Source organism: Streptomyces sp. NPDC111656 (assembly GCF_055656965.1).
Genome location: NZ_JBVKCA010000014.1, coordinates 163,583 through 184,039, shown reverse-complemented (window position 1 = coordinate 184,039; position 20,457 = coordinate 163,583). Strand labels below are relative to the sequence as shown.

General features: G+C 70.8%; 13 protein-coding genes and 2 pseudogenes. 5 read left to right on the top strand and 10 right to left on the bottom strand.

The genetic code is table 11. The features are described from left to right. Positions 1–526: 526 nt before the first annotated feature. Positions 527–1,570, bottom strand: a complete 1,044-nt coding sequence (locus ACZ7M3_RS34465) for a zinc-binding dehydrogenase (RefSeq protein WP_472068498.1) — start codon at positions 1,568–1,570, stop codon at positions 527–529. A gap of 100 nt (positions 1,571–1,670) precedes the next feature. On the opposite strand from ACZ7M3_RS34465, the gene ACZ7M3_RS34460 reads away from it, so the two are divergent. Continuing rightward, complete coding sequence (locus ACZ7M3_RS34460) at positions 1,671–2,588, top strand: LysR family transcriptional regulator (protein ID WP_472068496.1); 918 nt, start codon at positions 1,671–1,673, stop codon at positions 2,586–2,588. Positions 2,589–2,865: 277 nt separating this feature from the next. Here ACZ7M3_RS34460 and ACZ7M3_RS34455 read toward each other — a convergent pair whose 3' ends face one another. Next, complete coding sequence (locus ACZ7M3_RS34455; protein WP_452981894.1) at positions 2,866–3,345, bottom strand: YflT domain-containing protein; 480 nt, start codon at positions 3,343–3,345, stop codon at positions 2,866–2,868. 456 nt (positions 3,346–3,801) lie between these two features. Here ACZ7M3_RS34455 and ACZ7M3_RS34450 point away from each other — a divergent pair, with 456 nt between their 5' ends. From ACZ7M3_RS34450 to ACZ7M3_RS34440, 3 genes are all read left to right on the top strand, one after another. Continuing rightward, on the top strand, positions 3,802–4,593 hold the full coding sequence (locus ACZ7M3_RS34450; protein WP_472068698.1) for a hypothetical protein: 792 nt from the start codon (positions 3,802–3,804) through the stop codon (positions 4,591–4,593). 420 nt (positions 4,594–5,013) lie between these two features. After that, on the top strand, positions 5,014–7,308 hold the full coding sequence (locus ACZ7M3_RS34445; RefSeq protein ID WP_472068494.1) for an ATP-binding SpoIIE family protein phosphatase: 2,295 nt from the start codon (positions 5,014–5,016) through the stop codon (positions 7,306–7,308). 330 nt (positions 7,309–7,638) lie between these two features. Then, the gene (locus tag ACZ7M3_RS34440; protein ID WP_472068492.1) at positions 7,639–10,788 is read left to right on the top strand and encodes an ATP-binding protein; all 3,150 of its coding nucleotides are present in this window, start codon (positions 7,639–7,641) and stop codon (positions 10,786–10,788) included. Here ACZ7M3_RS34440 and ACZ7M3_RS34435 read toward each other — a convergent pair. From ACZ7M3_RS34435 to ACZ7M3_RS34405, 7 genes and pseudogenes are all read right to left on the bottom strand, one after another. Further along, complete coding sequence (locus tag ACZ7M3_RS34435; RefSeq protein WP_095850152.1) at positions 10,769–11,554, bottom strand: ABC transporter permease; 786 nt, start codon at positions 11,552–11,554, stop codon at positions 10,769–10,771. The genes ACZ7M3_RS34440 and ACZ7M3_RS34435 overlap by 20 nt on opposite strands. Further along, entirely contained in the window at positions 11,551–12,531 is a 981-nt protein-coding gene (locus ACZ7M3_RS34430; RefSeq protein ID WP_472068490.1) for an ATP-binding cassette domain-containing protein, read from the bottom strand. The genes ACZ7M3_RS34435 and ACZ7M3_RS34430 overlap by 4 nt, the downstream gene beginning before the upstream one ends. 331 nt (positions 12,532–12,862) lie before the next feature. Further along, positions 12,863–15,616, bottom strand: coding sequence for a phosphoesterase (locus ACZ7M3_RS34425; protein ID WP_472068488.1), 2,754 nt, complete (start codon positions 15,614–15,616; stop codon positions 12,863–12,865). Positions 15,617–15,620: 4 nt separating this feature from the next. Beyond that, positions 15,621–16,976, bottom strand: coding sequence for an ABC transporter permease (locus tag ACZ7M3_RS34420; protein WP_472068487.1), 1,356 nt, complete (start codon positions 16,974–16,976; stop codon positions 15,621–15,623). After that, positions 16,973–17,914: an ABC transporter ATP-binding protein gene (locus tag ACZ7M3_RS34415; RefSeq protein WP_472068485.1), complete on the bottom strand. Its 942-nt coding sequence runs from the start codon at positions 17,912–17,914 to the stop codon at positions 16,973–16,975. The genes ACZ7M3_RS34420 and ACZ7M3_RS34415 overlap by 4 nt, the downstream gene beginning before the upstream one ends. Before the next feature lie 187 nt (positions 17,915–18,101). Then, positions 18,102–18,221, bottom strand: a pseudogene (locus ACZ7M3_RS34410) (transposase); the annotation flags it as partial. 293 nt (positions 18,222–18,514) lie between these two features. After that, entirely contained in the window at positions 18,515–18,739 is a 225-nt protein-coding gene (locus tag ACZ7M3_RS34405) for a hypothetical protein (RefSeq protein ID WP_472068483.1), read from the bottom strand. Between the two features lie 34 nt (positions 18,740–18,773). Between ACZ7M3_RS34405 and ACZ7M3_RS34400 the strand changes: the two genes are divergently transcribed. Further along, positions 18,774–19,652 carry an alpha/beta hydrolase family protein gene (locus ACZ7M3_RS34400; protein ID WP_472068481.1) on the top strand — a complete coding sequence of 293 codons (879 nt, stop codon included), beginning with the start codon at positions 18,774–18,776 and terminating at the stop codon, positions 19,650–19,652. A gap of 140 nt (positions 19,653–19,792) precedes the next feature. Here the strand turns inward: ACZ7M3_RS34400 and ACZ7M3_RS34395 are convergent. Then, a pseudogene (locus ACZ7M3_RS34395) lies at positions 19,793–20,440 on the bottom strand (Tn3 family transposase); the annotation flags it as partial. Between the last annotated feature and the right edge of the window lie 17 nt (positions 20,441–20,457).

Here is a 20,457-nt window from a genome sequence, read left to right as displayed (position 1 = left end):
TCCCCGGTGGCGATTCCTCCCGCCGGGCCGGGTCAGCCCGCCAAAAGGCTGCTGCGATGGCCCAGGTGCACGTGGGCGGTCACGGAGGCGAGGTCGCTCAACGGATCGCGCGGGGCATGGCGATGTCGGAGGCGATGAGCCGGGCCGTGGAGGGCAGCAGGAGGACGCCGCGCACGCGGGTGCGGCTGGTGGCCACCACGTTCCGCGACTGGGCGCTGCGGTACCGGCGGCGCTACGGGGGTGCTGTTCGGCGAGCGGGCCGGCGGCCTGCCCAGCGAGGTCACCACGCAGCCTCCGCCGGACCAGGCGATGGCGCTGCTCATGGACATGCTGGTGGATCGTGGGCCTCGAGCTCACCGGCGTGTTCCGACAACCACACGGTCAAGGCGTAGCGGCTGATCGGCCCGGAGATCGGCAGCGCCATCCAGGGCCTGAGGCCGGTCGTGGTGCAGCAGTGCCGAGGTCCTGGAAGCGGCGGCGCTCCGTGATACCGAGTTCTCTGGTGAACTGGTGGGACGGATTCCCGTCATGACACCGGAGTTTGGGTGCCGGTTTCCGGGCGGGCTTGTGTGCGGTCTCGTACGATGATCTTGCCGGTGTTCTTGCCGTGCAGCATTCCCAGGAATGCGTCCACGATGTGTTCGAAGCCGTCAACCACCGTCTCGTCCAGAGCGAGCCGGCCGCTCTGCAGATGCGGTACCGCGAACTCGTACAACTCCTCTTGCATGTCGCGGTAGTTGCTGATGAGGAAGCCCTCCATGCGAAGGCTCTTCTCCACGATGTCCGCGTAGTTGAAGCGCGGCGGCGGTGCGTCGGGGGTGTTGTACTGGCTGATCGTGCCGACGCGGACGATGCGCCCGAACTCGCGCAGCGCTCCCACCGCGGCGGCCAGCTGCGCGCCGCCGACGTTGTCGACGAACACGTCGATGCCGCCCGGCGCGGCCTTGCCGAGCAGGTCGGCGGCGGGCCCGTCGTGGTAGTCGAAGACGGCGTCATAGCCCACCTCCCGCGTGAGGTGGGCGGCCTTCGCCGCCGAGCCCGCGCTGCCCACGAGCCGTCCGGCGCCGAGCAGCCTGGCGAACCGCCCGGCCGCCGTGCCGACCCCGCCCGCGGCGGCCGACACGAACAGGTCCTCCCCCTCCTGGAGCCGGGCGATCCGGGTCAGACCCACATAGGCGGTCAGGCCGGTGCCGCCAAGGGTGCTCAAGTACGCGGTCAGGGGCACCTTGTCGAAGCGGGGCAGTTGTCGGATCTCCTCGGGCGTGACCACCGCGTGCGTGCGCCAGCCCTGCCGGTGGAACACGATCTCGCCCTCGGCCAGCCGGGGCGTACGAGAGGCGATGACGCGCCCGATGGTGCGGCCTTCCAGCGGTCCGTCGAGCGCGAAGCCGCCGGGCACGTCGTCCATCATCTCGCGGTGGTAGGGGTCGACGGACCAGTAGAGGTTTTCCACGAGCGCGCTGCCGGCTGCGGGACCGGGAAGTGCGGACTCGACGAAGGCGAAGCACTCGGCGGTGGGAAAGCCGTGGGGGCGGGCGATCTGGTGCACGGTGAGCGCGGTCTCGTTCATGACCGGACCGTAGGGCGGGAATGCGCCCCCTGGGCAGCCGGTTGGGCTCATGCGACACACCGTTCCATGAGCAGTTCTCATACGTCGAGGTGAGCGCCCCGTGGCCCGTACGACCGACTCCGATCTCGCCCCGCAGGAACTGCGCGTCCTGGTGGCGGTCGCGGACAGCGGCGGCTTCTCGGCCGCGGCCGGCACCCTCGGTCTGACCCAGTCGGCGGTCTCCCACTCGGTTCGCGGCAGCGAGCGCAGGATCGGTGCCGTTCTCTTCGAGCGCGGCCGCACCGGCGCCCGCCCCACCCCTGCCGGAGAGCAGGCCGTCGCGTACGCCCGCCGCGTCCTGCGCCTGCTCGACGTCCTGACCGCCGAGGCGCGCGGCGCGGCCCGGCCCGATGCTGCGCAGGGGCCGCTGCGGATCGCGGCTTTCCGCAGCGCGGCTCTCCACCTGCTGCCGGCCGTCCTGCAGCGGCTGCGCGCCCGGCACCCCGGGATCGAGCCGCGGGTGCGGATCGTGCGCGAGGTGGGTCGCGGCACTGCGGGCGAAGTGGCCGACGGGAAGGCCGACATCGCCATCGCCACACTGGGCGGCTCCGTGCAGCTTCCACCGGGTCTGGTCGCGACCGGGCTCCTTGAAGAGCCGTATGCGCTGGTGCACGCGACGGGTCACGCCGCCCCGCGCTCGCTGCCGCTGGTCGACTGGGCCGAGAACTGTGGCTCGTACACCCGCGGCTGGTGGGCTGCGCAGGACTGGATCCCGAAGGCAACCGTCGAGGCGGAGGACGACGGAGCGGTGCTCTCGTTGGTGAGCGGGGGTCACGGAATGGCGATCATGCCGGCGCTGTCCTTGGTCGGAGCACCGGACTCGGTCGGGATCACTGACCTCGGCCCCGGGCGCCCGACACGCCAGGTCGGCTATGTCACCACTTCCGAACTGGCCGGATCCGCTGTCGTGCGCGCCTTGATGAGGGAACTGCGGGCGTCGGTCCCGCGGGGTATGAGCCTTCTCGGCGGCGAGGCTTGATCGGGTCGAGTGGGCGGCCTGCCTGAGGCAGGCGGGAGGAACTCCATGGAATCCGGCAGAGGGTACGGCTCCGCAAGCCCCAGCGGGTCGCACTCCACTCCTGGGCCGGGTCAAGTTGGCTGTGGATCCCGGTGCCGACGACTGACAGCTGGTCGGTGTCCGGGCGAGCCTGACCGTGGCCGGAGCCTCGCTCGCCCTCACCGTCTGCAGTCTCATGGACCGGTGACGGGTCCTCACCGTCCAGTGCCGGACCGTGCGGCCGCAGCGGCCGTCCTGCTCAGCCTTCGCGCCAGCCGAGTTTGATGAGCAGATTCCTCGCCTCTTCCGCGACCTCCGTCTCGGCGACCACGTCGTAGCGGGCGGCGACGATCTGGCTGCGGGAGGCGAAGTCACGGCGGCCTCCGGTGAACGCGTGGCCGGCGAAGCCGAAGAGCGCACCAAAGATCGCGCCGTAGAACAGGCCGCTGATCATCAGCACCAGGACGTGGTGGTTGCCCGCGGCGAACAGCGACAGGAGCACGCCGATGAGCAGGCCGAACCAGGCTCCCGAGCCCGCGCCGGCCAGGGCGGCCCGGCCGCGGGTGAGCCGGCCGAGGACCGTCTCGACCATCCGCAGGTCGGAGCCGATGATCGCGGTGCGCTCCACCGGGAACTTGCTGTCGGAGAGGAAGTCGACCGCGCGCTGGGCGCCCTCGTAGGTCGGGTACGAACCGACCACCGGCCGGTCGAGCGGCGCCGTGGGCGGATGCTGGGTCATCGCAGGGCTCCCTTTCTCGCCGCCCCCGTCCAACAGGCTGCTGGGAGACGGTGGCCCCCGCAAGGCGGGGCATGCCGACCGGGCGCACGTGCTGCCGCGAGCGGCCGGACATCTCCGTGGCCTCCTGCCGCGCGCGCAGGGAGTGTCGGTGCCCACTCCGCGGGAGGGGGCCGGGGGCCTTATGGGCGTCCGCATGCCAGTCCGAGAGCGTACGGCTGTCCGGCGGGGGGGATCATCCGCGGCCACCAGCCCTTGGTACGCCTCGCCGCTCCGCTGCGCGCCTGCGGGAGCAGGAGGTCTGAGCCGTGCGGAGGGTGGTCGCATCTCCGTACGGGCGAACGCGCGGAGTGAGGGGGAACTGCCACCCATACGGGTTGTAGGACTCGTGGGGCGGGAGGGGCGGTGATGCAGTGGGACAGAAGTGTGCTGTTGGGAGTCCCTCAGGAGGCATCGGCGATGATTCGTCACCCACCCCGCGCTGCCCGGTTCCTCGCCCTGGCCCTGGCGGCGGGCGCCGTGCTGGCCACTGGGGCCTGCTCGAAAGGGAGCGACGCAGCGACCTCTACGTCATCCAGTTCCGCTGAAGCTCTGACCCAGGGCGCGGCGGAAACCGCGTTGATCAACGCGACGGATCTGGAGGGCAATTGGACGCGGGTCAACGATGCCGCCACCTGGCGGGATTCGCTGCTCATCGGCAAGGTGGATGCTGCCCAGTTCTTCACCGACAGCAAAACGACCGCTGCTGACTGCCAGAAGCTGCTCGACGTGCTCTACAGTGACGCGCTGTTGGGCAAGCCCTCCGGGGCAAGTGCGGTGGCAGGCTTCTCCGGTGGCAGCGACGGCGCCCGAATGCTCTATCAGGTCGCCGACCATGACCGTGGGCAACTGGACTCGTCGCTGGCTTGGCTCAAGACGCTGCCGGTGAAGTGCGACCAGTTCACCGTGACGGGCAAGGACGGAAGCACCCGCACTGCCCAGGTCATCGAGACCTCGCTGCCGAAGGCCGGCGACTCTCGCCAGGGGCTGCGCCTGACGCTTCAGGGCCCGGTGGGTGGCAAAGCCGCCACGATGACGCTTGATCTTGCCGCCGTTCGTGTCGGCACCAACGCGATCGCGGTGACGAACGGAGGGCTTGGCGGCACCGAGGCCGACTCTACCCAGCAGGCTGTCACTCTCGGTACGCAGCGGCTCAAGGATGTGCTCGCCGGCAAGACACCTGCTGAACAGCCCCCAGGACAGCAGGACTGATCAGCGACTGGTTCGCGCACACGCCCGGGTCGGTGTCGGCCAAGGGCTTCGGTGTCGTCGAGGAGGACTTCTCCGCGATCCCGACGTCCGAGCTGTACATCGCGCTCTGGTGGAGATCGCCCCCGGCGCCATCCGGGACTGCACTGGCGCCCCACCAACGACGAGTGGCATTACTACATCTCCGGGGAGTCAACGTCTGCGGGCTCGTGCGGAAGGTGCGTGCGCGTGGCCCGAGCCGGACAATGGTGGGGCGAGGGCATCGCAACAGCGAGCGCTGTGGTCCCGCTCGTTGTGTCCCCACGAGTCGTGATGCCGGAGGGCCCTCTCCACAACTGGTGCTGTCTTCGATACGCAGCGTGATATCGAGGTGGGGAGCCGCTGCGGGCCTGGCGGCGGGCATCACATGAAGGGAGGTCCGGGGTGGCCGGCAGGCGTTCGTTCAGCTTCGACGCCCGCGGATTCATCACTGCCGTGCGTGGCATGGGGACCCCGCAGGCAGTTCTTGACGGCCTTGTCGGACAGTCCGCTCTGGACGTGCTGGGGGACATACTGGAGGCGAGCGCGGAGGACGGCACGCCCGTGGTCCAGTTCGACGCCTGGCAAAGCGGCGAAGGCACCGTGATCTCCGCGGTCGGATCGGCGGCCAGCCCCGGGACGGCTCGGGTGCAGAGCGCCTATATGCCGTCGGCGTTCGAGAACGCCATCGCGGGTCTCGAGTTGTACGACACCGAACTGACGATTCTGCGCAGCAACGCCGCCTCCCTCGCCATCCGGGGCCTGCCGGCCGATGACGTCATCAGCCAGAATGCGGCAGAGCTCGACTACACGCTTCAGCTCAGTCCGCTGCTCGTGGAGGTCATGAAGGCCGAACGGGCCGCCGACGCGAGCCCGGTCGTCGTACGGGACGTCCGGAAGGGGCAGAAGATCTACTCCGTGCTGGCTCTTCCGCTGGGCGAGGGCGCGGCGGTCGTGGGGGCCGCGACGGTCATCCACAACGTCACAGAGGGTGTGCGGGCCCAGGACGCGGAGCGACTGCTCGCCGCGACGGACAAAAGGGTGGGAACGACACTCGGCGTGATGCAGACGGCGCAGGAGCTGGCGTCGGTCGCCACCGAGGAGTTCGCCGATGCGGCCTCCGTCGATCTGGTGGAGGCCGTCTTCCACGGCGAACAGGCCCCGCTGCCTCCGCTGAGCAGCACCACTCCCCTGCGCCGGGCGGCGTTCGTCTCCGTCGCGGAATTCACGAGCCTGTATGCGGTGGGTGAGCCGAGCCGCTTCGCGTACCCCACCCCGTACAGCCAGGCGCTGGCGGACACGAAGCCGCGCCTGGTCGATCCCCGGGGCAGTCCGTCGGACTGGCACATGCACGACGCCGCCCGTTCCGGGCTCCTGCGTTCGGCCGGCGTGCACTCGATGATCCTTGCGCCTTTGGTGCAGCAGGGCCGTGTCCTGGGGCTGGTCTGCCTCTACCGGGCCCGGCGGCGCACCACGCCGTTCGATCACCATGACGTGGCCCTGGCCGAGCAGATCACCGACCGGGCGGCCGTCCACATGGAAAACGCACGCCGCTACACCCGGGAGCGCACCGCCGCGACGACCCTGCAGCGCAGGCTGTTGCCGCAGAACCTTCCCGAGGTGCCCGGCGTGCGCACGGCGCACTTTTGGAACCCGGGCACCCACCAGACGCACTGGTTCGACGTGATCGCCCTGTCCGGTGCTCGGGTGGGCCTGGCCATGGGCCAGATTTCGCAGCGCGGTCTGCGGGCCTCGGTGGACATAGGGCGCTTCCGAACCGCTTTCGCCACGCTCGCCCGGATGGACCTGGCCCCCGACGAACTGCTGGCACACCTGGACGACGTCACGCACAACATCCAGCAGGAGGACGAGGCATCTGCCGACGCGGGAGAGAACACCCACGTCGGGGAAGCGCGCTGCCTGTACGCGGTCTACGACCCGATCGCGGGAGGAATCGCGACCGCCTCCGCGGACTGGCCCCCGCCTTTGACGACCGCCCCGGACGGCACCACCGGCCCGGTCGGCGTTCCCGTCGGCCCCGGTCTGGGACACCATTCCAGCTACGAACTGTCCCGGACCACACTTGAGCCGCACACGCTGCTGACCTTCTACTCGGCCTCGATGCTGCACCCGGCGCACGGCGACGACGCCTTCGCGTTGATCCAGCACGCAGCAGGCACGTCTGCGGGAAATGCCCAAGCAGCCTGCGACAACATCGTCTACGCGCTCATGGGCGACCATGCTCGCGCCCGCGAAGGCGGTACCGTCCTGACCGCGGTGGTCAGGCGGCTCTCCCACGACGACTACGTGTCCTGGACGTCGCCCCGGGACCGCGCCGCTGTCGCCGACTGCAGGACGCGAGTCCGCGACCAGTTGGAAGCATGGCAGCTGGACGATCACGCATTCGCCACGGAGCTGGTGGTCAGCGAACTGGTGACGAACGTGCTGACCCACGCCACCGGGAATCCGCGGATCCGCCTCATCCGGGGCGAACATCTCACCGTGGAGGTCTCGGACGACTCCACCACCTCCCCCCACCTGCGGCACGCACGAGCGCAGGACGAGAACGGCAGGGGCCTGTTCATCACCGCCTCACTGGCCAGCCGGTGGGGCACTCGCTACGGGGAGGAAGGGAAGACGATCTGGGTCGAACAGGACCTGAGTCCGCAAGAGTCGGGCCTGCGAGCTCCCGCACGGTAGACGCCCACCGCACGGGCCGGCCTTCCGGCGCCGGCAGCCCCGGGACCGCATACGTGCTCCTACCGGCGGAGTTGGCCGACGCACGGCGGCACGGGGTGCGGGCACGGCGGCGGGATCGGTTGGCCCGCAGGGGCAGGAGCGGTCGGCGCGCGGAGGCGGGAGCGGTCGGCACGGGGTGCAGGGACGGTCGGCACGAGGTGGCGGGAACGGTCGACGCGGCTGCGGCAGACGCCCCGGCGGCGGGCGCGCGTGGAGCAGAGCCGCACGGGCAGCGGGAGTTCGGCCTGCGGCGGGAGTTCCGGTGGCCGGTGCCTTGGCTAATCTGCACGGGTGACCACCGACCTGACCCTGTTGCCACGTGTCGCCTATCGCGGGCAGGAGATCACCGCGCCCCGGCTCCGCGGTCTCCTCGCGCTGCTCGCGGGCGACTTGCGCACGGGCTGCAGCACCGAGCGGCTGGTGGCCGGGCTGTGGCCGGACGAGCTGCCGGAGCGGCCGGGAAAGGCGGTGCAGGTCCTCGTGTCCAGGGCGCGGGCGCAGCTGGGCGCCGACGTCCTCGCGAGCACGCCCGCCGGATATCGGCTCGCGCTCGCCGAGGACCAGGTCGACAGCTCCGCCCTGCTGCTGCACGCCGCCGCCGGCGCGGACCGGGTCAGAGCCGGGGACCACGCGGGATCGCTGGCCGCGGCCGAGGCCGGGCTCGCGCTGTGGGAGGGCACTCCTGACGGGGCCGGCAGCACCGACGACCCCGTGGCCGCGTTGCGCGCCGAGCGCGCCCCGGTCCGCGGCGCGCTCGTGCGCGCGCGGGCGCTCGCGCTCGCCCGGCTCGGGCGGCACGCGGAGGCGGCCGGGCCGCTGGCCGTGGCCGCCGCGGAGCATCCGCGGGACGAGGAGGTGCTCGCCGAGCTGCTGCGCGGCTTGGCGGCGACGGCGGGCCCGTCCGCCGCGCTGATGCGGTACGAGGCGTACCGGCGTGAGCTGCGCGAGACGCTCGGCACGGATCCGGGCGCCGGGCTCAAGGCCGTACAGCAGGAGTTGCTGCGCGGCGAGTCGCCTGTGGTCCGGCACGGTGTGCCGCACGAGCCGAACCCGCTGCTGGGCCGGGACGAGGACGTCGCGGCGGTGGAGCAACTGCTGCGCGCCTCCCGCGCCGTCACCGTCGTCGGCCCCGGCGGCCTCGGCAAGACCCGGCTCGCGCACGCCGTCAGCCGCCGGGCCGAGCAGCGCGTGGTGTATTTCGTGCCGCTCGCCGGTGTCACGGCGGACGAGGACGTGGCCGCGGAGGTGGCTTCCGCGCTCGGCGCGGGTGAGGGGCGGCCGGGCGCGGTGCGCGGTCACGACCCGGTGTCCGGCATTCTCGGTGTGCTCGGCTCCGGGTCCGCGCTGCTGGTCCTCGACAACTGCGAGCAGGTCATCGCCGGTGCCGCCGGCCTCGTACAGGCGCTGGTCTCGTCCTCGAAGGACCTGCGGGTGCTGGCCACCAGCCGGGCTCCGCTGGGCCTGACGTCGGAGGCGGTGTACGCACTGCCGGAGCTGGGGCTGGGCATCTCCGTCGAGCTGTTCACGCAGCGGGCCCGGGCCGCCCGGCCCGGCGTGGAGCTGCCGCCGGACGCGGTGGCAGGGCTGTGCCGTCACCTCGACGGGCTGCCGCTCGCCGTGGAGCTGGCCGCGGCGCGGGTGCGGGTGATGTCGGTGCCGGAGATCGCCCGCCGCCTTGGTGACCGGTTCACGCTGCTGCGCGGCGGGGTGCGGGGGGTGCCGGAGCGCCACCGCACGCTGCACGCGGTCGTGGAGTGGAGCTGGAACCTGCTCGCGCAGGATGCCCGGGCGGCGCTGCGCACGCTGTCCGTGTTCCCCGGGGGGTTTGGCGGTGAAGCGGCGGAGCGGGTCCTCGGCGAGGATGCGCTGTTGCTTCTTGAACAGTTGGCCGGTCAGTCGCTGCTCACCGTCGCCGAGACCCCGGCCGGGGTGCGGTTTCGGATGCTGGAGACCGTACGGGAGTTCAGCGCGGCCCGACGTGCGGAGGCGGGCGGGGACGAGGAGGCCGTGGGCCGGTTCCTCGCCTGGGCACGGGACTTCGGGCTCGCGTACCACGACGCGCTCTTCGGCTCGGATGCGCAGGCCGCCTGGGAGCGGATCAAGGCCGAGCAAGACAACCTCGTGCTGGCCCTGCGGCATGCCCTGGCCCGTACGGACAACCCCGCCACCGCCGCCGTTACCGCCGTCCTCGCCAGTCTGTGGTCCACCGGCACCAACTTTCCCCGCCTCGCCGCCATCGCCGCGGACACCGGCCCGCCGCTGTCGCACTACCGTCCCGGGCCCGAGTACGTCGAAGTCACCCGCACCGCCGCGGTCTTGGGCGCGGCCACCGTATTCATGAGCTCCGGCCCGCGCGCCGTACGCCAGCTCGTCACCCTCCGGCGGCTGCCCCCGGCCCCGCCGGACACGCTGATGCGCGCCACCGCGCTCGTGCTGAGCGCGATCCCCGAGATACGGCCTCCCGGCTACGACGTGCTGCGGGAGCTCTGCGAGGGTGCGGACGGCAGCGAGCAGCCGCTGCTCTCCGGCATCGCCGAGTGCGTCGCCTGCTACGTCTGGGAGTTCGAGCACGACATCGACCGCGCGCTCGTCTCGGCCCGCCGGGCGGTCGCCGGACTGGCGGCGGTCGACAATCCGTCCGTGCAGCTGATGGTGCATTCCCGGCTGAGCGAGCTGTGCCTGCGCACGGGGCGGGGCGAGGAGGCGTACGAGCATCTCCAGGCGGCGCTCAAGGTGCTGCCGCGGCTCGGCGACGGGCACGACTACATCAGCATCCGCTCGCTCCTGGTCCTCGCCTGTCTGCAGCGCGGCGAGACCGACGAGGCCGACTACTGGCTGCGGCAGGCAGAGAGCGACAGCACCCCGCAGCAGGACGACTTCTACCGGCCCGACCTCGGCGGGCGCGCCGAGATCGCGCTCGCCCGCGGGCTGACGGAGGTCGGGCTCGGCCTGTGGCGCGGCGCCGTGGAGCGCATGCTCGCGGCCGGCTCGCTGCGCGGCGGCGACGCCCGGCTCGACCCGTGGGCGTTCCTGATCCAGTCCGTGGCGGTGACGGCGCACGCGCATGCCGGCCGGCTCGGGCTGGTCACGGAGGTGGTCGACCGGCTGCGGCAGCGGCTGCGCACCCTGCTGTGCGATCCGGTCGGCTCGCCCTCCGAACTCCCCTTGTTCGGGACGCTGCTGCACGCCCTCGGCAGGGCGGGGCTCACGTCCGGCGACACCGATGCCGTACGGATGATCGCGCTCGCCGAACGGCTGGGGGTGATGCGCGAGTTCCAGCCGACGATGTCGGCGGACCGCGCCCGGGAGGCGGTCGCGGCCGCCGGAGACACTGCCGGGGCGGCGTACGCCGACGCGGTGTCGGGGTACGCCGCCCTGGAGCGGGACGAGTTGCGGGAGGCAGCCCGCGCTGTCATGGCCGTTACTTCGGGTCGCGGTTGAAGGACGCCGTCGACCAGCGGTAGCCGAGCACGGTCAGGCCGACGCACCAGGCGATCGCGATCCACCAGTTGTTGCCGATCTCGGTGCCGAGCAGCAGCCCGCGCAGGGTCTCGATGGCTGGGGTGAACGGCTGGTACTCGGCGATCGGCTGGAACCAGCCCGGCATCGTGTCGGCCGGGATGAAGGCGCTGGAGATGAGCGGGAGGAGAATCAACGGCTGTGCGCTGTTGCTGGCCGCCTCGGCGTTCGGGCTGGCCATGCCCATCCCGACGGCGATCCAGGTGAGTGCCAGGGCGAACAGTGCGAGCAGGCCGAACGCCGCCAGCCACTCCAGGGCGGTTGCGTTGGTGGACCGGAAGCCGATGGCCACGGCGACGGCGCCGACGAGGACCACGCTGGCGATGCACTGCAGCACGCTGCCGACGACGTGCCCGACGAGCACGGACCCGCGGTGGATCGCCATCGTGCGGAAGCGGGCGATGATGCCCTCGTTCATGTCGGTGGCGACGGACACCGCGGTCCCGATGACGGTGCCGCCGATGGTCATCATCAGGATGCCCGGGACGATATAGGCGATGTAGTCGGAGCGGTCGGCGCCGCCGATGCCGGTGCTCATCACGTCGCCGAAGATGTAGACGAAGAGCAGCAACAGCATGATCGGGGTGAGCAGCAGGTTCAGGGTGAGGGACGGGTAGCGGCGCGCGTGCAGGAGGTTGCGGCGCAGCATCGTGTTCGAGTCGCGGACGGCGAGGGAGAGGGCGCTCATCGGACGTTCTCCTTGGGCTGGTTCGGCTGGGTGGGGATGGTGGTGGGGCCGGTCAGGGCGAAGAACACGTCGTCGAGGTCGGGGGTGTGCACGGTCAGCTCGTCCGCCTCGATGCCGGCCGCGTCCAGCCAGTCGAGGATGGAACGCAGTTCGCGCTGGCTGCCGCCGCTGGGGATCTGCAGCGCCAGCGCCTCGTCGTCGCGGGTGACCTCGCGCAGGGCTACGGCGGCGGACTGGTAGGCGGCGGGGTCGGTGAAGCGCAGCCGGACGTGTCCGCCCGGGATGAGCCGTTTCAGCTCCTCGGCGCTGCCTTCGGCGGCGAGCTTGCCGTCATTCAACACCGCGATGCGGTCGGCGAGTTCGTCGGCCTCGTCCAGGTACTGGGTGGTGAGGAAGACGGTGACTCCGTCGGAGACCAGCTCGCGGATGATCTGCCACATGTTGTGGCGGCTGCGCGGGTCGAGGCCGGTGGTCGGCTCGTCGAGGAAGATGATCCGCGGGTCGCCGACCAGCGTCATGGCGAGGTCGAGGCGGCGCTTCATACCGCCGGAGTAGGTGGAGGCGGGCTTCTTCGCGGCCTCGGTGAGGTCGAAGCGCTCGAGGAGTTCGGCGGCGGTGCGGCGGCCCTCGCTGCGGGAGAGGTGGTGCAGGTCCGCCATGAGGAGCATGTTCTCCTCGCCGGTGATCAGACCGTCGACGGCGGAGAACTGTCCGGTGACGCCGATCGCGGACCGCACGGCCTGCGGGTCGACGGCGAGGTCGTGACCGCCGACCCGCAGCTCGCCGGCGTCGGCGGTGATGAGAGTGGAGAGGATCTTCACGGCGGTGGTCTTGCCGGCGCCGTTCGGTCCGAGCAGGGAGAAGACCGTGCCGGCCGGCACCGCCAGGTCGATGCCGTCGAGGACCGTCTTGTCGGCGTAGGCCTTGCGCAGCCCCTTGGCCGCGATGGCGAGTGAGTGCGAGGTCGTTTTCGTCATGCCGAGGAGGTTGCGGCAGGGCGCATTCAGCGCGGTTTCACGATGGTTTCAGCGCCCTGGAACCGGGTGGCGGGAGGTATGCCTGATGGCCTCGCTGCCGTGGTCGAAGTCCGCCGGGGCCGAGGCCCCGGCGGGCGACGCAGTCGGTCCGCCGGTTGTGACCGGCGAGCTGCCCGCCGGGGACACCGCGGATGACGCGGCATGGTGGCTGGAGTGCATGACGGCCCCTCACGAACAGGCAGAGGAGCGCGGACTCGGCCCGGGTGGGGACAGAAGGGCCCCCGGCCGGCGGTGACGCCGACCGGGGGCCCCTGGACGCGATGAGTCTGCGTCAGCCGTCGGACTCCGACGAGGGGATGTAGGCGCCCGGGACGTCCTTGGGCGCGAAGATCTTGTCCTCGCCGGGGTAGGGCGTGGTCCACGCGTGGGTCTGGTACCAGGTGAAGTGGTTCATCTGTGCGGGGTTCGCGAAGTCGGGGATGGCGCCCGGCCCGGTCAGCCGCTGGTGCGTCTTCCATTCCTCCCACGTCGCCGCGAGTGCCCGCTTGCCCGCCGGCACCTTGGCCGAGGGCACGGCCGCTGCGCTGGGGTCCTGCGGCGCCGGGGTGTCCACGCCGCAGGCGGGCGGGGTCTTCAGGCCGTCGGTCAGCGAGGTCCGGTTGGGCAGTGCCTTGAACGGCGTGAAGTCGGGGTGCCGGGTGAACGCCCCGCGCATCGGGGTGGCCGCGCTGTCCTTCTGGTTCATCGGGTGGATCCCGAGGATCTGCTCGATGGTCCGGATCATCGTGATCTGCGAGTAGTAGTGGCTGTCGACGGCGGCGTGCCGGGCCCAGGGGCTGATGATCTGGATGGGGGCTCGGTGGCCGTCGACGTGGTCGAGGCCGGCCTGGGAGTCGTCCTCGACCACGAAGATCGCCGAGTCCTTCCAGTACTTGCTGTGCGAGATCTCATCGACCATCCGGCCGACCGCGAGGTCGTTGTCGGCGACCTGAGCGGCCGCGTTCGCCGGACCACCGGTGTGGTCGTTGGAGAGCCAGAACATGTTCAGGTTCGCCGGACCGTTCTTCTCGAAGTCCTGCTTCCAGATCTGCTCCTTGTAGATGTCCGGGACGCTGGTGTCGAACAGCGGGAAGCCGGACACCGACACCTTGTTGAGCGACGGGATCGCCGAGCCCGTTTGAATGGGGTAGGCGGTGTCCTGCCCGGTCGCCTCCATGTTCTTGGTGTCGCAGTACAGGTTCTGCCAGGACGCGCCGGCCGGCTTGCTCTCGAACGACTGGAACTCGCCGAAGTCCTTGACTGACTTCCCGGCCGCCTGCGCACCGGTCCAGATGAAGCCGGACTTCTGGTGGCCCAGAGCGTCGTCCTCGGTGTCGTAGCTGCGCGTGTACTCACCGGCCGAGGACTCGGTGTACTCCGGGTCATCGGCCTGCATCAGCCAGTTGTGGCCCTCGGCGGAGTTCGTGCCGATGTCGTACGTGTTGTCGTACAGCCCGAACTGCGAAGCCAGCGCGTGCTGGTTCGGCGTCACGTTCTCGCCGAACTGCGTCACCGACGCGTCGCCGTTGCCCTGCGGCATGTCACCGAAGACCTGGTCGTAGGTCCGGTTCTCCTTGACGATCATGAAGACGTGCTTGATCGTCGAGGGAGCGCCGAGCCGCGCCGGGACCGGCACCTGCTTCTGGTTGCCCTTGCCGTGGGCCGACGAGACCGAGCCGCGGGTCCAGCCGTTCTGCTTGAAGACCTTGCCCGTCTGGGACCTGATGACGCTGTCGTCCGGCAGGGTGAACTGCGTCAGGCTCGACGTCGTGTCGTGGGTGCCGTGCCCGGCCTTGTTGGTGGGGCGGCGGGCGTCGATACCACGGGTGTTGGAGACGACCACCTTCTTGCCCACGGTGGTGATCTCCGCGGGGAAGTAGTCCGTCGGGAGCAGGCCGACGTAACTGGCGGGCTCCTGCGGGGACTTGTAGCGGTAGACGGCGACGGCGTTGGCGCGGCCGAGCGTCACCAGCAGACGGCCGTCGTCGGTGAGCGTCACCGCGTTGGGCTCGTAGCCCACCGACGCCTCCGGCCACGGCTGGGTGGCGATGGTCTGCACGACCTTGTTCTTGCGGGTGTCGATGACCGACACGTTGTTGTCGGCGGTGTTGGTGACGAACACCGCCCCGTTCTTGGCGTACAGGGCCGTCGGGTGCAGACCGACGTCGATGCTCCCGACGGCTGCGGTCGGGTCCGCCAGGTCGATGACACTGACCGTGCCGGTGGTGGTGGCACCGGTCTGCGGGTTGGCCGGAACCTGGGTGCCGTAGGAGTTGATCGTGGTGTCGCCGGCCTTGGCCGGACGCCCGCCCTCGTTGCTGACGTAGAGCTTGTTGCCGGCCATGGCGATGCCACGGGGTGCGTTGCCAACGGCCCAGCTCTGCTTGATGGTCCCGGTCGCCGCGTCGATGGCGGCCACCCGGTTCTGGCCGTTGACCGCGCCGTACACGGTGGAGCCGTCGGCCGAGAACACCGCGGCACCCACCAGTGCGTGCTTGGAGCCGTCGGCCGGGATCGGGATGGCCGTGGGGTTGGAGAGGGTGCCGTCCGCGTTCACGGTGAACTTGGTGTAGCCGTCGCTCTGGCCCAGCCACAGCTGCGAACCGTCGGGCGAGTACGTCGGGCCCTCCTGGCCGACGGCGCCGCTCGTGATGCGCAGGTCGTCCGTCGAGGCGGTGCCGATGCGCTGCTTCACCTGCCCGGTCGTGAGGTCCATGACGACCAGCGACGCGTCGCCGTCGGTGACCGAGGCCGCGAGATGGCTGCCGTCCGGGCTGACCGAGGACGACATGATCTTGCCGTTGTTGATGACGGTGCGGCTGCCGTACGGGGCGATGTACTGGTCGCTCGAGATGACCTGGCCGTTGGCGGTGACCTGGCCGACCTGCTGGGTGGCGAACTGGCTCGTCGAGGCAACAGCGGTGCCCGTGACGGCGAGGGCCACAGCGATGCCCGCCGCCACCAGAGTGCTCCGGCGGCCGACGCGTCTGCCGAATAGGTTGACCTGTTCCTTCTCGTTGCTCCGACGCTGCCGTACTACCTGCATGGAGTTATCCCTTCGGGGTGGCGAGCAGGTCGACGTTGCCGTCGAACTGCCACAGCGGGTTGGGTGCGTCCCCGGTCGGGGTGCGGACCAGGAAGTAGCCGTTGACTTCCTTCGGTCCGTCGCCGTCGGCCATGAAACGACCGTCGGGTGTGAGGTCGAGCTGGTAGATCGCCGTCCCCACGACCTCGATGCCGGGCAGATGCCAGGACACGACACAACGCCAGTCGTTGCCCGGCCCCTCGGCGGCGACCTTGACGCTGCCCTTGTCGCACGACGCCGTGGCCTTCAACTGCGCTTCTGTGACGGCGGGGCGGTTGAGCTGCTCGGTCTGCAGGCGGTAGAGGTGGGCGAACGCCGTGGCAACCGAGCGCTGCACTTTGTCCTGCTCGATCCCGGAGCCCGAGGCACCGGTCGCCGAGGCGAGCACCGCGACCGTGACGGCGACCAGAGCGGCGAGCGGCAGGCCTGCGGCGGCGGCCGCGCGGCGCCCCGAGCCGTCGTGGGCCGGGTTGGTGAAGTCGCGCCGCAGGAAAAGCGTGTAGGCCAGCGCGGTCGCGGTCACGGCCCACAGCAGGCTGACCACGATGCCGATCAGGAGCGGGCCGAGCTGCATGGGGCTGGTGAACAGACCGTTCCAGGCGATGAAGGCGTAGCTGGGCAGGGCGAGGCGTACAGCGACGGGCAGCGGCATCATCTGGGCGAGCTGCATCGCGAGCGCGACGAGCGCGGGCAGCAGCAGTCCCATCGGGGAGCGCCCCAGCGCGACGGACCCGAGCAGTCCGATCGCGGCGAGGGCCAGGGTCGGGGCGAGTACGCAGATCCAGGCGAGCAGGACCTTGCCGGCGGCGTCCGCCGGGCTCAGCAGGTGGCCGTCGAGGCCTGCCAGCGGCTGGTTGCCGACCGCGACGATCCCGCCGGCCGTGCTGGATGCGGCCAGCCCGGCCACGAGCAGCAGGATGATGGTGAGGCTGGCCAGTGCCTTCGCCGCGAAGATCCGCCTGGGTGAGCGGACCGCCACCAGCAGGTGGCGCCAGGTGCCGAGCCGGTCCTCGGAGGCGAACACGTCACCGGCGACCACCGAGGTCAGCAGCGGGAGCGCCCAGGTGCCCGCGAAGCCGAGCATCACCAGCGCTCCGGCCCACCCGGTGGCGTGCATCCAGCGGCCGAAGAGGGTGTCGGAGGGGAGTGTGCTCTGCTGGCTCACCGCGGCGACGAAGAGCGCCGGCGCGATCCAGCAGGCGAGGACCAGCAGGCGGATCCGCCATTGCGAGACGAGTTTGACCAGCTCGAAGCGGTAGGCGCGCGGAACGGAGACACGGCGGGCTGCGGCAACGTTGTCGTGGGTGAGGGTCGCGGTCACCGGCCGGTCTCCTTCTGCTCGGTGAGGGCGAGGAACGCGGCTTCGAGCGGCGACACCAGGGGGGCGAGCTCGCGCAGCGCGATGCCCGCCTGTACGAGCCGCACCACCAGTTCGTCGAGGGCGGGCACCGGCGCGCGCACGACGAGCACTTCGGCGTCGTGACGTGTCCCGGTGTCGTCGACGACGCGGACTGCGGCCGCATCGAGGGCCAGCCTGCGGGCGGCCTGCGGGTCGGAGGTGAGCAGCCGGTAGTCGAGTTCACGGTACTCGGCGGCCAGCTTGCTCAGCGGGCCGGAGAAGACGACCCGTCCGGTGGCGAGGATGGTGGCCTCGGAGCACAGTGCCTGGAGGTCGTCCATCCGGTGGCTGGAGAGCACGACGGAGGTTCCCTCCGCGGCGAGCCGGGTGAGGACACCGTGTACGTGTTTTTTGCCGGCCGGGTCGAGGCCGTTGGAGGGTTCGTCGAGCACGAGCAGCCGGGGCTTGGTGAGCAGGGCGGCGGCGAGTCCGAGCCGCTGTCGCATGCCGAGGGAGAAGCCGCGGGCCTGGTCGTCGGCGACATCGGTGAGCCCGACCTGGTCGAGCACGTCGTCGACTCCCGCTGTCCGCGCGTCGTGGCCTCGCAGAGCGGCCAGTGCGGCGAGGTTCTGCCGGGCGGTGAGCGAGGGGTAGAGGCCGGGTCCGTCCACGAAGCCGGTGACGCCGTCGGGGGCGGCGAGCGCGCGCCTGAGCGGCGTGCCCAGGATCTCGAGGTGGCCGCTGTCGGCGACGGCCAGGCCCAGCAGCAGGCCGAGCAGTGTCGTCTTGCCGGCACCGTTCGGTCCGACCAGGCCGTGGATCTGGCCCTGCGCCACGTCCAGATCGACGCCGTCGAGTGCCACGACGTCACCGAAGCACTTGGTGATCCCGCGAGCTTGGACTGCGAGAGGTGTATCCATGAGCCCCTTCTTCCGAAACACTCAGGGACCTTAGGGACGGCACACAACGCAGGCACAGGCAGCTGGCTGAACGTGCAGGAAACGGATCGTCAAGGCGTCGGCAAGTCCCGGTGCACAAAATGGCCAGCATCGAGCCAGAGTTGGGCAACCGTTCCTGAGGACTGAGCGGGAGCGAGTCCTGGTGCCCCTACTCGTGCTCAGCCGAGCGCCCCGAACGGTGCTGGGCGTTCTGGTCCCCCGCGTTCGCTCCGCGTCCGGGCGGCACGGATCGTGTCCGGGTCCGTGGTCCGGGAATGCGGGGGCGGGATTGCAACGGTTACGTGAGCCAGCAGTGGAGTTGGGCGTGCGGCCCGAGCGGATCAACACGATCAGCGACTGGCAGGCCGCGGCCAGGGTGGGGGCGCGAACCTACGGAGAAGGTGCGGCCGCGTGCACGGTCGGGCCTCCGCGAGTCGGCCCGGGTTGCCCCACGCGGGGAGCTGGAGGTGCCCGATCGCCCACACCTGACCGCTGGAGCAGGTGCGAGAGGCGTTCCGCGAACTGGAACGACGGCACACCCACGGCAAGATCGCGCCCCGGCCCCAGGAGCCCTCAGGCCGGTCATATATCCGTTTCGTGATCCGTTGCAGCCGCCGGCCGCCCGGTTTCCCGCTGCGGGTCTTCCACCGGGAAGTGAATCGGGCTGAGCAGGTACTGTGCCCGCTCAGGGCTCGGCCGGTTGGCCAGCCTCGGCGCGATGGCTGCACGCAGCTCAACGGTCAGTTCTTCCAGTTCTGCTGGGCTGAGCCAGAGTGCGTGTTGCCGGTAGCCCACCTGGTCGGCCACCGGGTCTGCCCCCCGGTTCACCGAGCGGGACGTCTTGCTCGGGACCGGTCCGCTCGCCGTGCCCGGCACGCTCAGCCTTCCTGTCGGCCCCGGACCGTGGCCCGCCGTAGTGCTGCTCAGCGGTGGCGGTGCGTTCGACCGGGACGGGAGCAGCGGCCCGAACAAGCCGCTCAAGGATCTCGCCTGGGGGCTCGTCACCCGGCAGGTGGCCGTGCTGCGCTTCGACAAGGCGACCTTCGCGCACCCGGATCGCCTGCCGCGGGACTTCACCATGGCCGACGAGTACCTGCCGCCCGCGCTCGCCGCCGTCCGCCTGCTCCGGCAGCAGCCCGAAGTGGCTCCGGACCGGATCCATCTGCTCGGCCACAGCATGGGCGGCAAGGCGGCACCCCGGATCGCCGCCGCCGACCCGTCGATCGCGGGCCTGGTGCTGCTCGCGGCAGACGCACAGCCGATGCACGAGGCGGCCGTCCGGGTCGCCCGCCATCTCGCGGCACTCACCCCCGGGCCCGGCGCGGAGGAGATGGTTGCCGCACTCGCCCGGCAGGCCGCGCTGGTGGTATCCCCCGGCCTTTCCCCTGACACACCGTCAAAGATGCTGCCGCTGGGGTTCTCCGCCTCCTACTGGCTCGACCTGCGCGCCTACGACCCATTGGCCACGGCGGCAGGGCTGGCCTGCCCGATGCTGATCCTGCAGGGCGGGCGGGACTACCAAGTGACCGTCGCCGACGACCTGGTCCGCTGGCGGAACGCCCTCGCGCACCGGCCCGAGGTGACCATCCGGATCCACCAGGACGCCAACCACCTCTTCTTCTCCGGCAGCGGCCACCCCACCCCGGCCGAGTATGCGCGGCCAGGACACGTCGAGCCGGCGGTGGTGGCCGAGATCACGGCCTGGCTGGCGCGGGGGTAGCCGACAGGCCCTCGAGGCAGAAAGAACTCCCGGACTGCCGCCACCCGTTGCGGCAAGCCCGGCTCCATCGCCCCGGGCACCGTCACCGCAGCAGCACTCGTCATCCGGCTCCGCACATGACCGGCAGGACAGGAGCTCTCTGGGGGAGGCGGTGAAGCTGCAGCGGCCCAGCACGTTGAGGTTGCGGTGCTCGAGCGGGGACAGCCGGGCGACGTCCTCGCCCAGGATCTCGTGGCCTTCGGCGCGGAGTCGACGACGGCGGCGTCGATGTACCACGTCGTCCAGAGCACCCCGGCATTGAGGACCAGGCCGAGCGCGCCGAGCTGGTCCTCCATCCCGTCCCGGTACGCCTGGTGGATGGTGCCGCGCTTGCCGTGGCACACGTCGCGGGCCGGCTTGTGGCGGGATTCATGCATGAGCTGCCGGTTCATCTGGCGGCGGTAGGTGTACCGGGTCGACGACACGCAGAAGGTGCTCGGTCCTGGCGATGCGCCCGCACTCGGCGAACGCCTGTCCCAGCGGGATCGGGCGATTCTCACGCCCGAGCGTCCGCAGCAGGTCGTAGGCGCGCACCTGGTCGGTGACCAAAGATTCCGGCCGCCCGCAGTGTCCGGCCAGTGCGTGATCACCTTGCTGACCTTGTTGCGGGCCGGGTCCTCCGCCACCTCGTACGTGCCGGTCTCCGCGCCGGGCATGGTCGCCCGCCAGAACCGTTGGTCGTCCCGGTCGCAAGAGCGCGGAGCGAAGTCATGGCCAAGAATCCCGAACAGGCCGAGGACCATGTCGGAGTTTATGCGGACGAGTC

Bases quoted from the DNA above. Each gene is read 5' to 3' on its own strand.
- ACZ7M3_RS34455 (WP_452981894.1), bottom strand. From the start codon at position 3,345: ATGACCCAGCATCCGCCCACGGCGCCGCTCGACCGGCCGGTGGTCGGT.
- ACZ7M3_RS34430 (WP_472068490.1), bottom strand. From the start codon at position 12,531: ATGACGAAAACGACCTCGCACTCACTCGCCATCGCGGCCAAGGGGCTG.
- ACZ7M3_RS34435 (WP_095850152.1), bottom strand. From the start codon at position 11,554: ATGAGCGCCCTCTCCCTCGCCGTCCGCGACTCGAACACGATGCTGCGC.
- ACZ7M3_RS34425 (WP_472068488.1), bottom strand. From the start codon at position 15,616: ATGCAGGTAGTACGGCAGCGTCGGAGCAACGAGAAGGAACAGGTCAAC.
- ACZ7M3_RS34465 (WP_472068498.1), bottom strand. From the start codon at position 1,570: ATGAACGAGACCGCGCTCACCGTGCACCAGATCGCCCGCCCCCACGGC.
- ACZ7M3_RS34450 (WP_472068698.1), top strand. From the start codon at position 3,802: ATGATTCGTCACCCACCCCGCGCTGCCCGGTTCCTCGCCCTGGCCCTG.
- ACZ7M3_RS34415 (WP_472068485.1), bottom strand. From the start codon at position 17,914: ATGGATACACCTCTCGCAGTCCAAGCTCGCGGGATCACCAAGTGCTTC.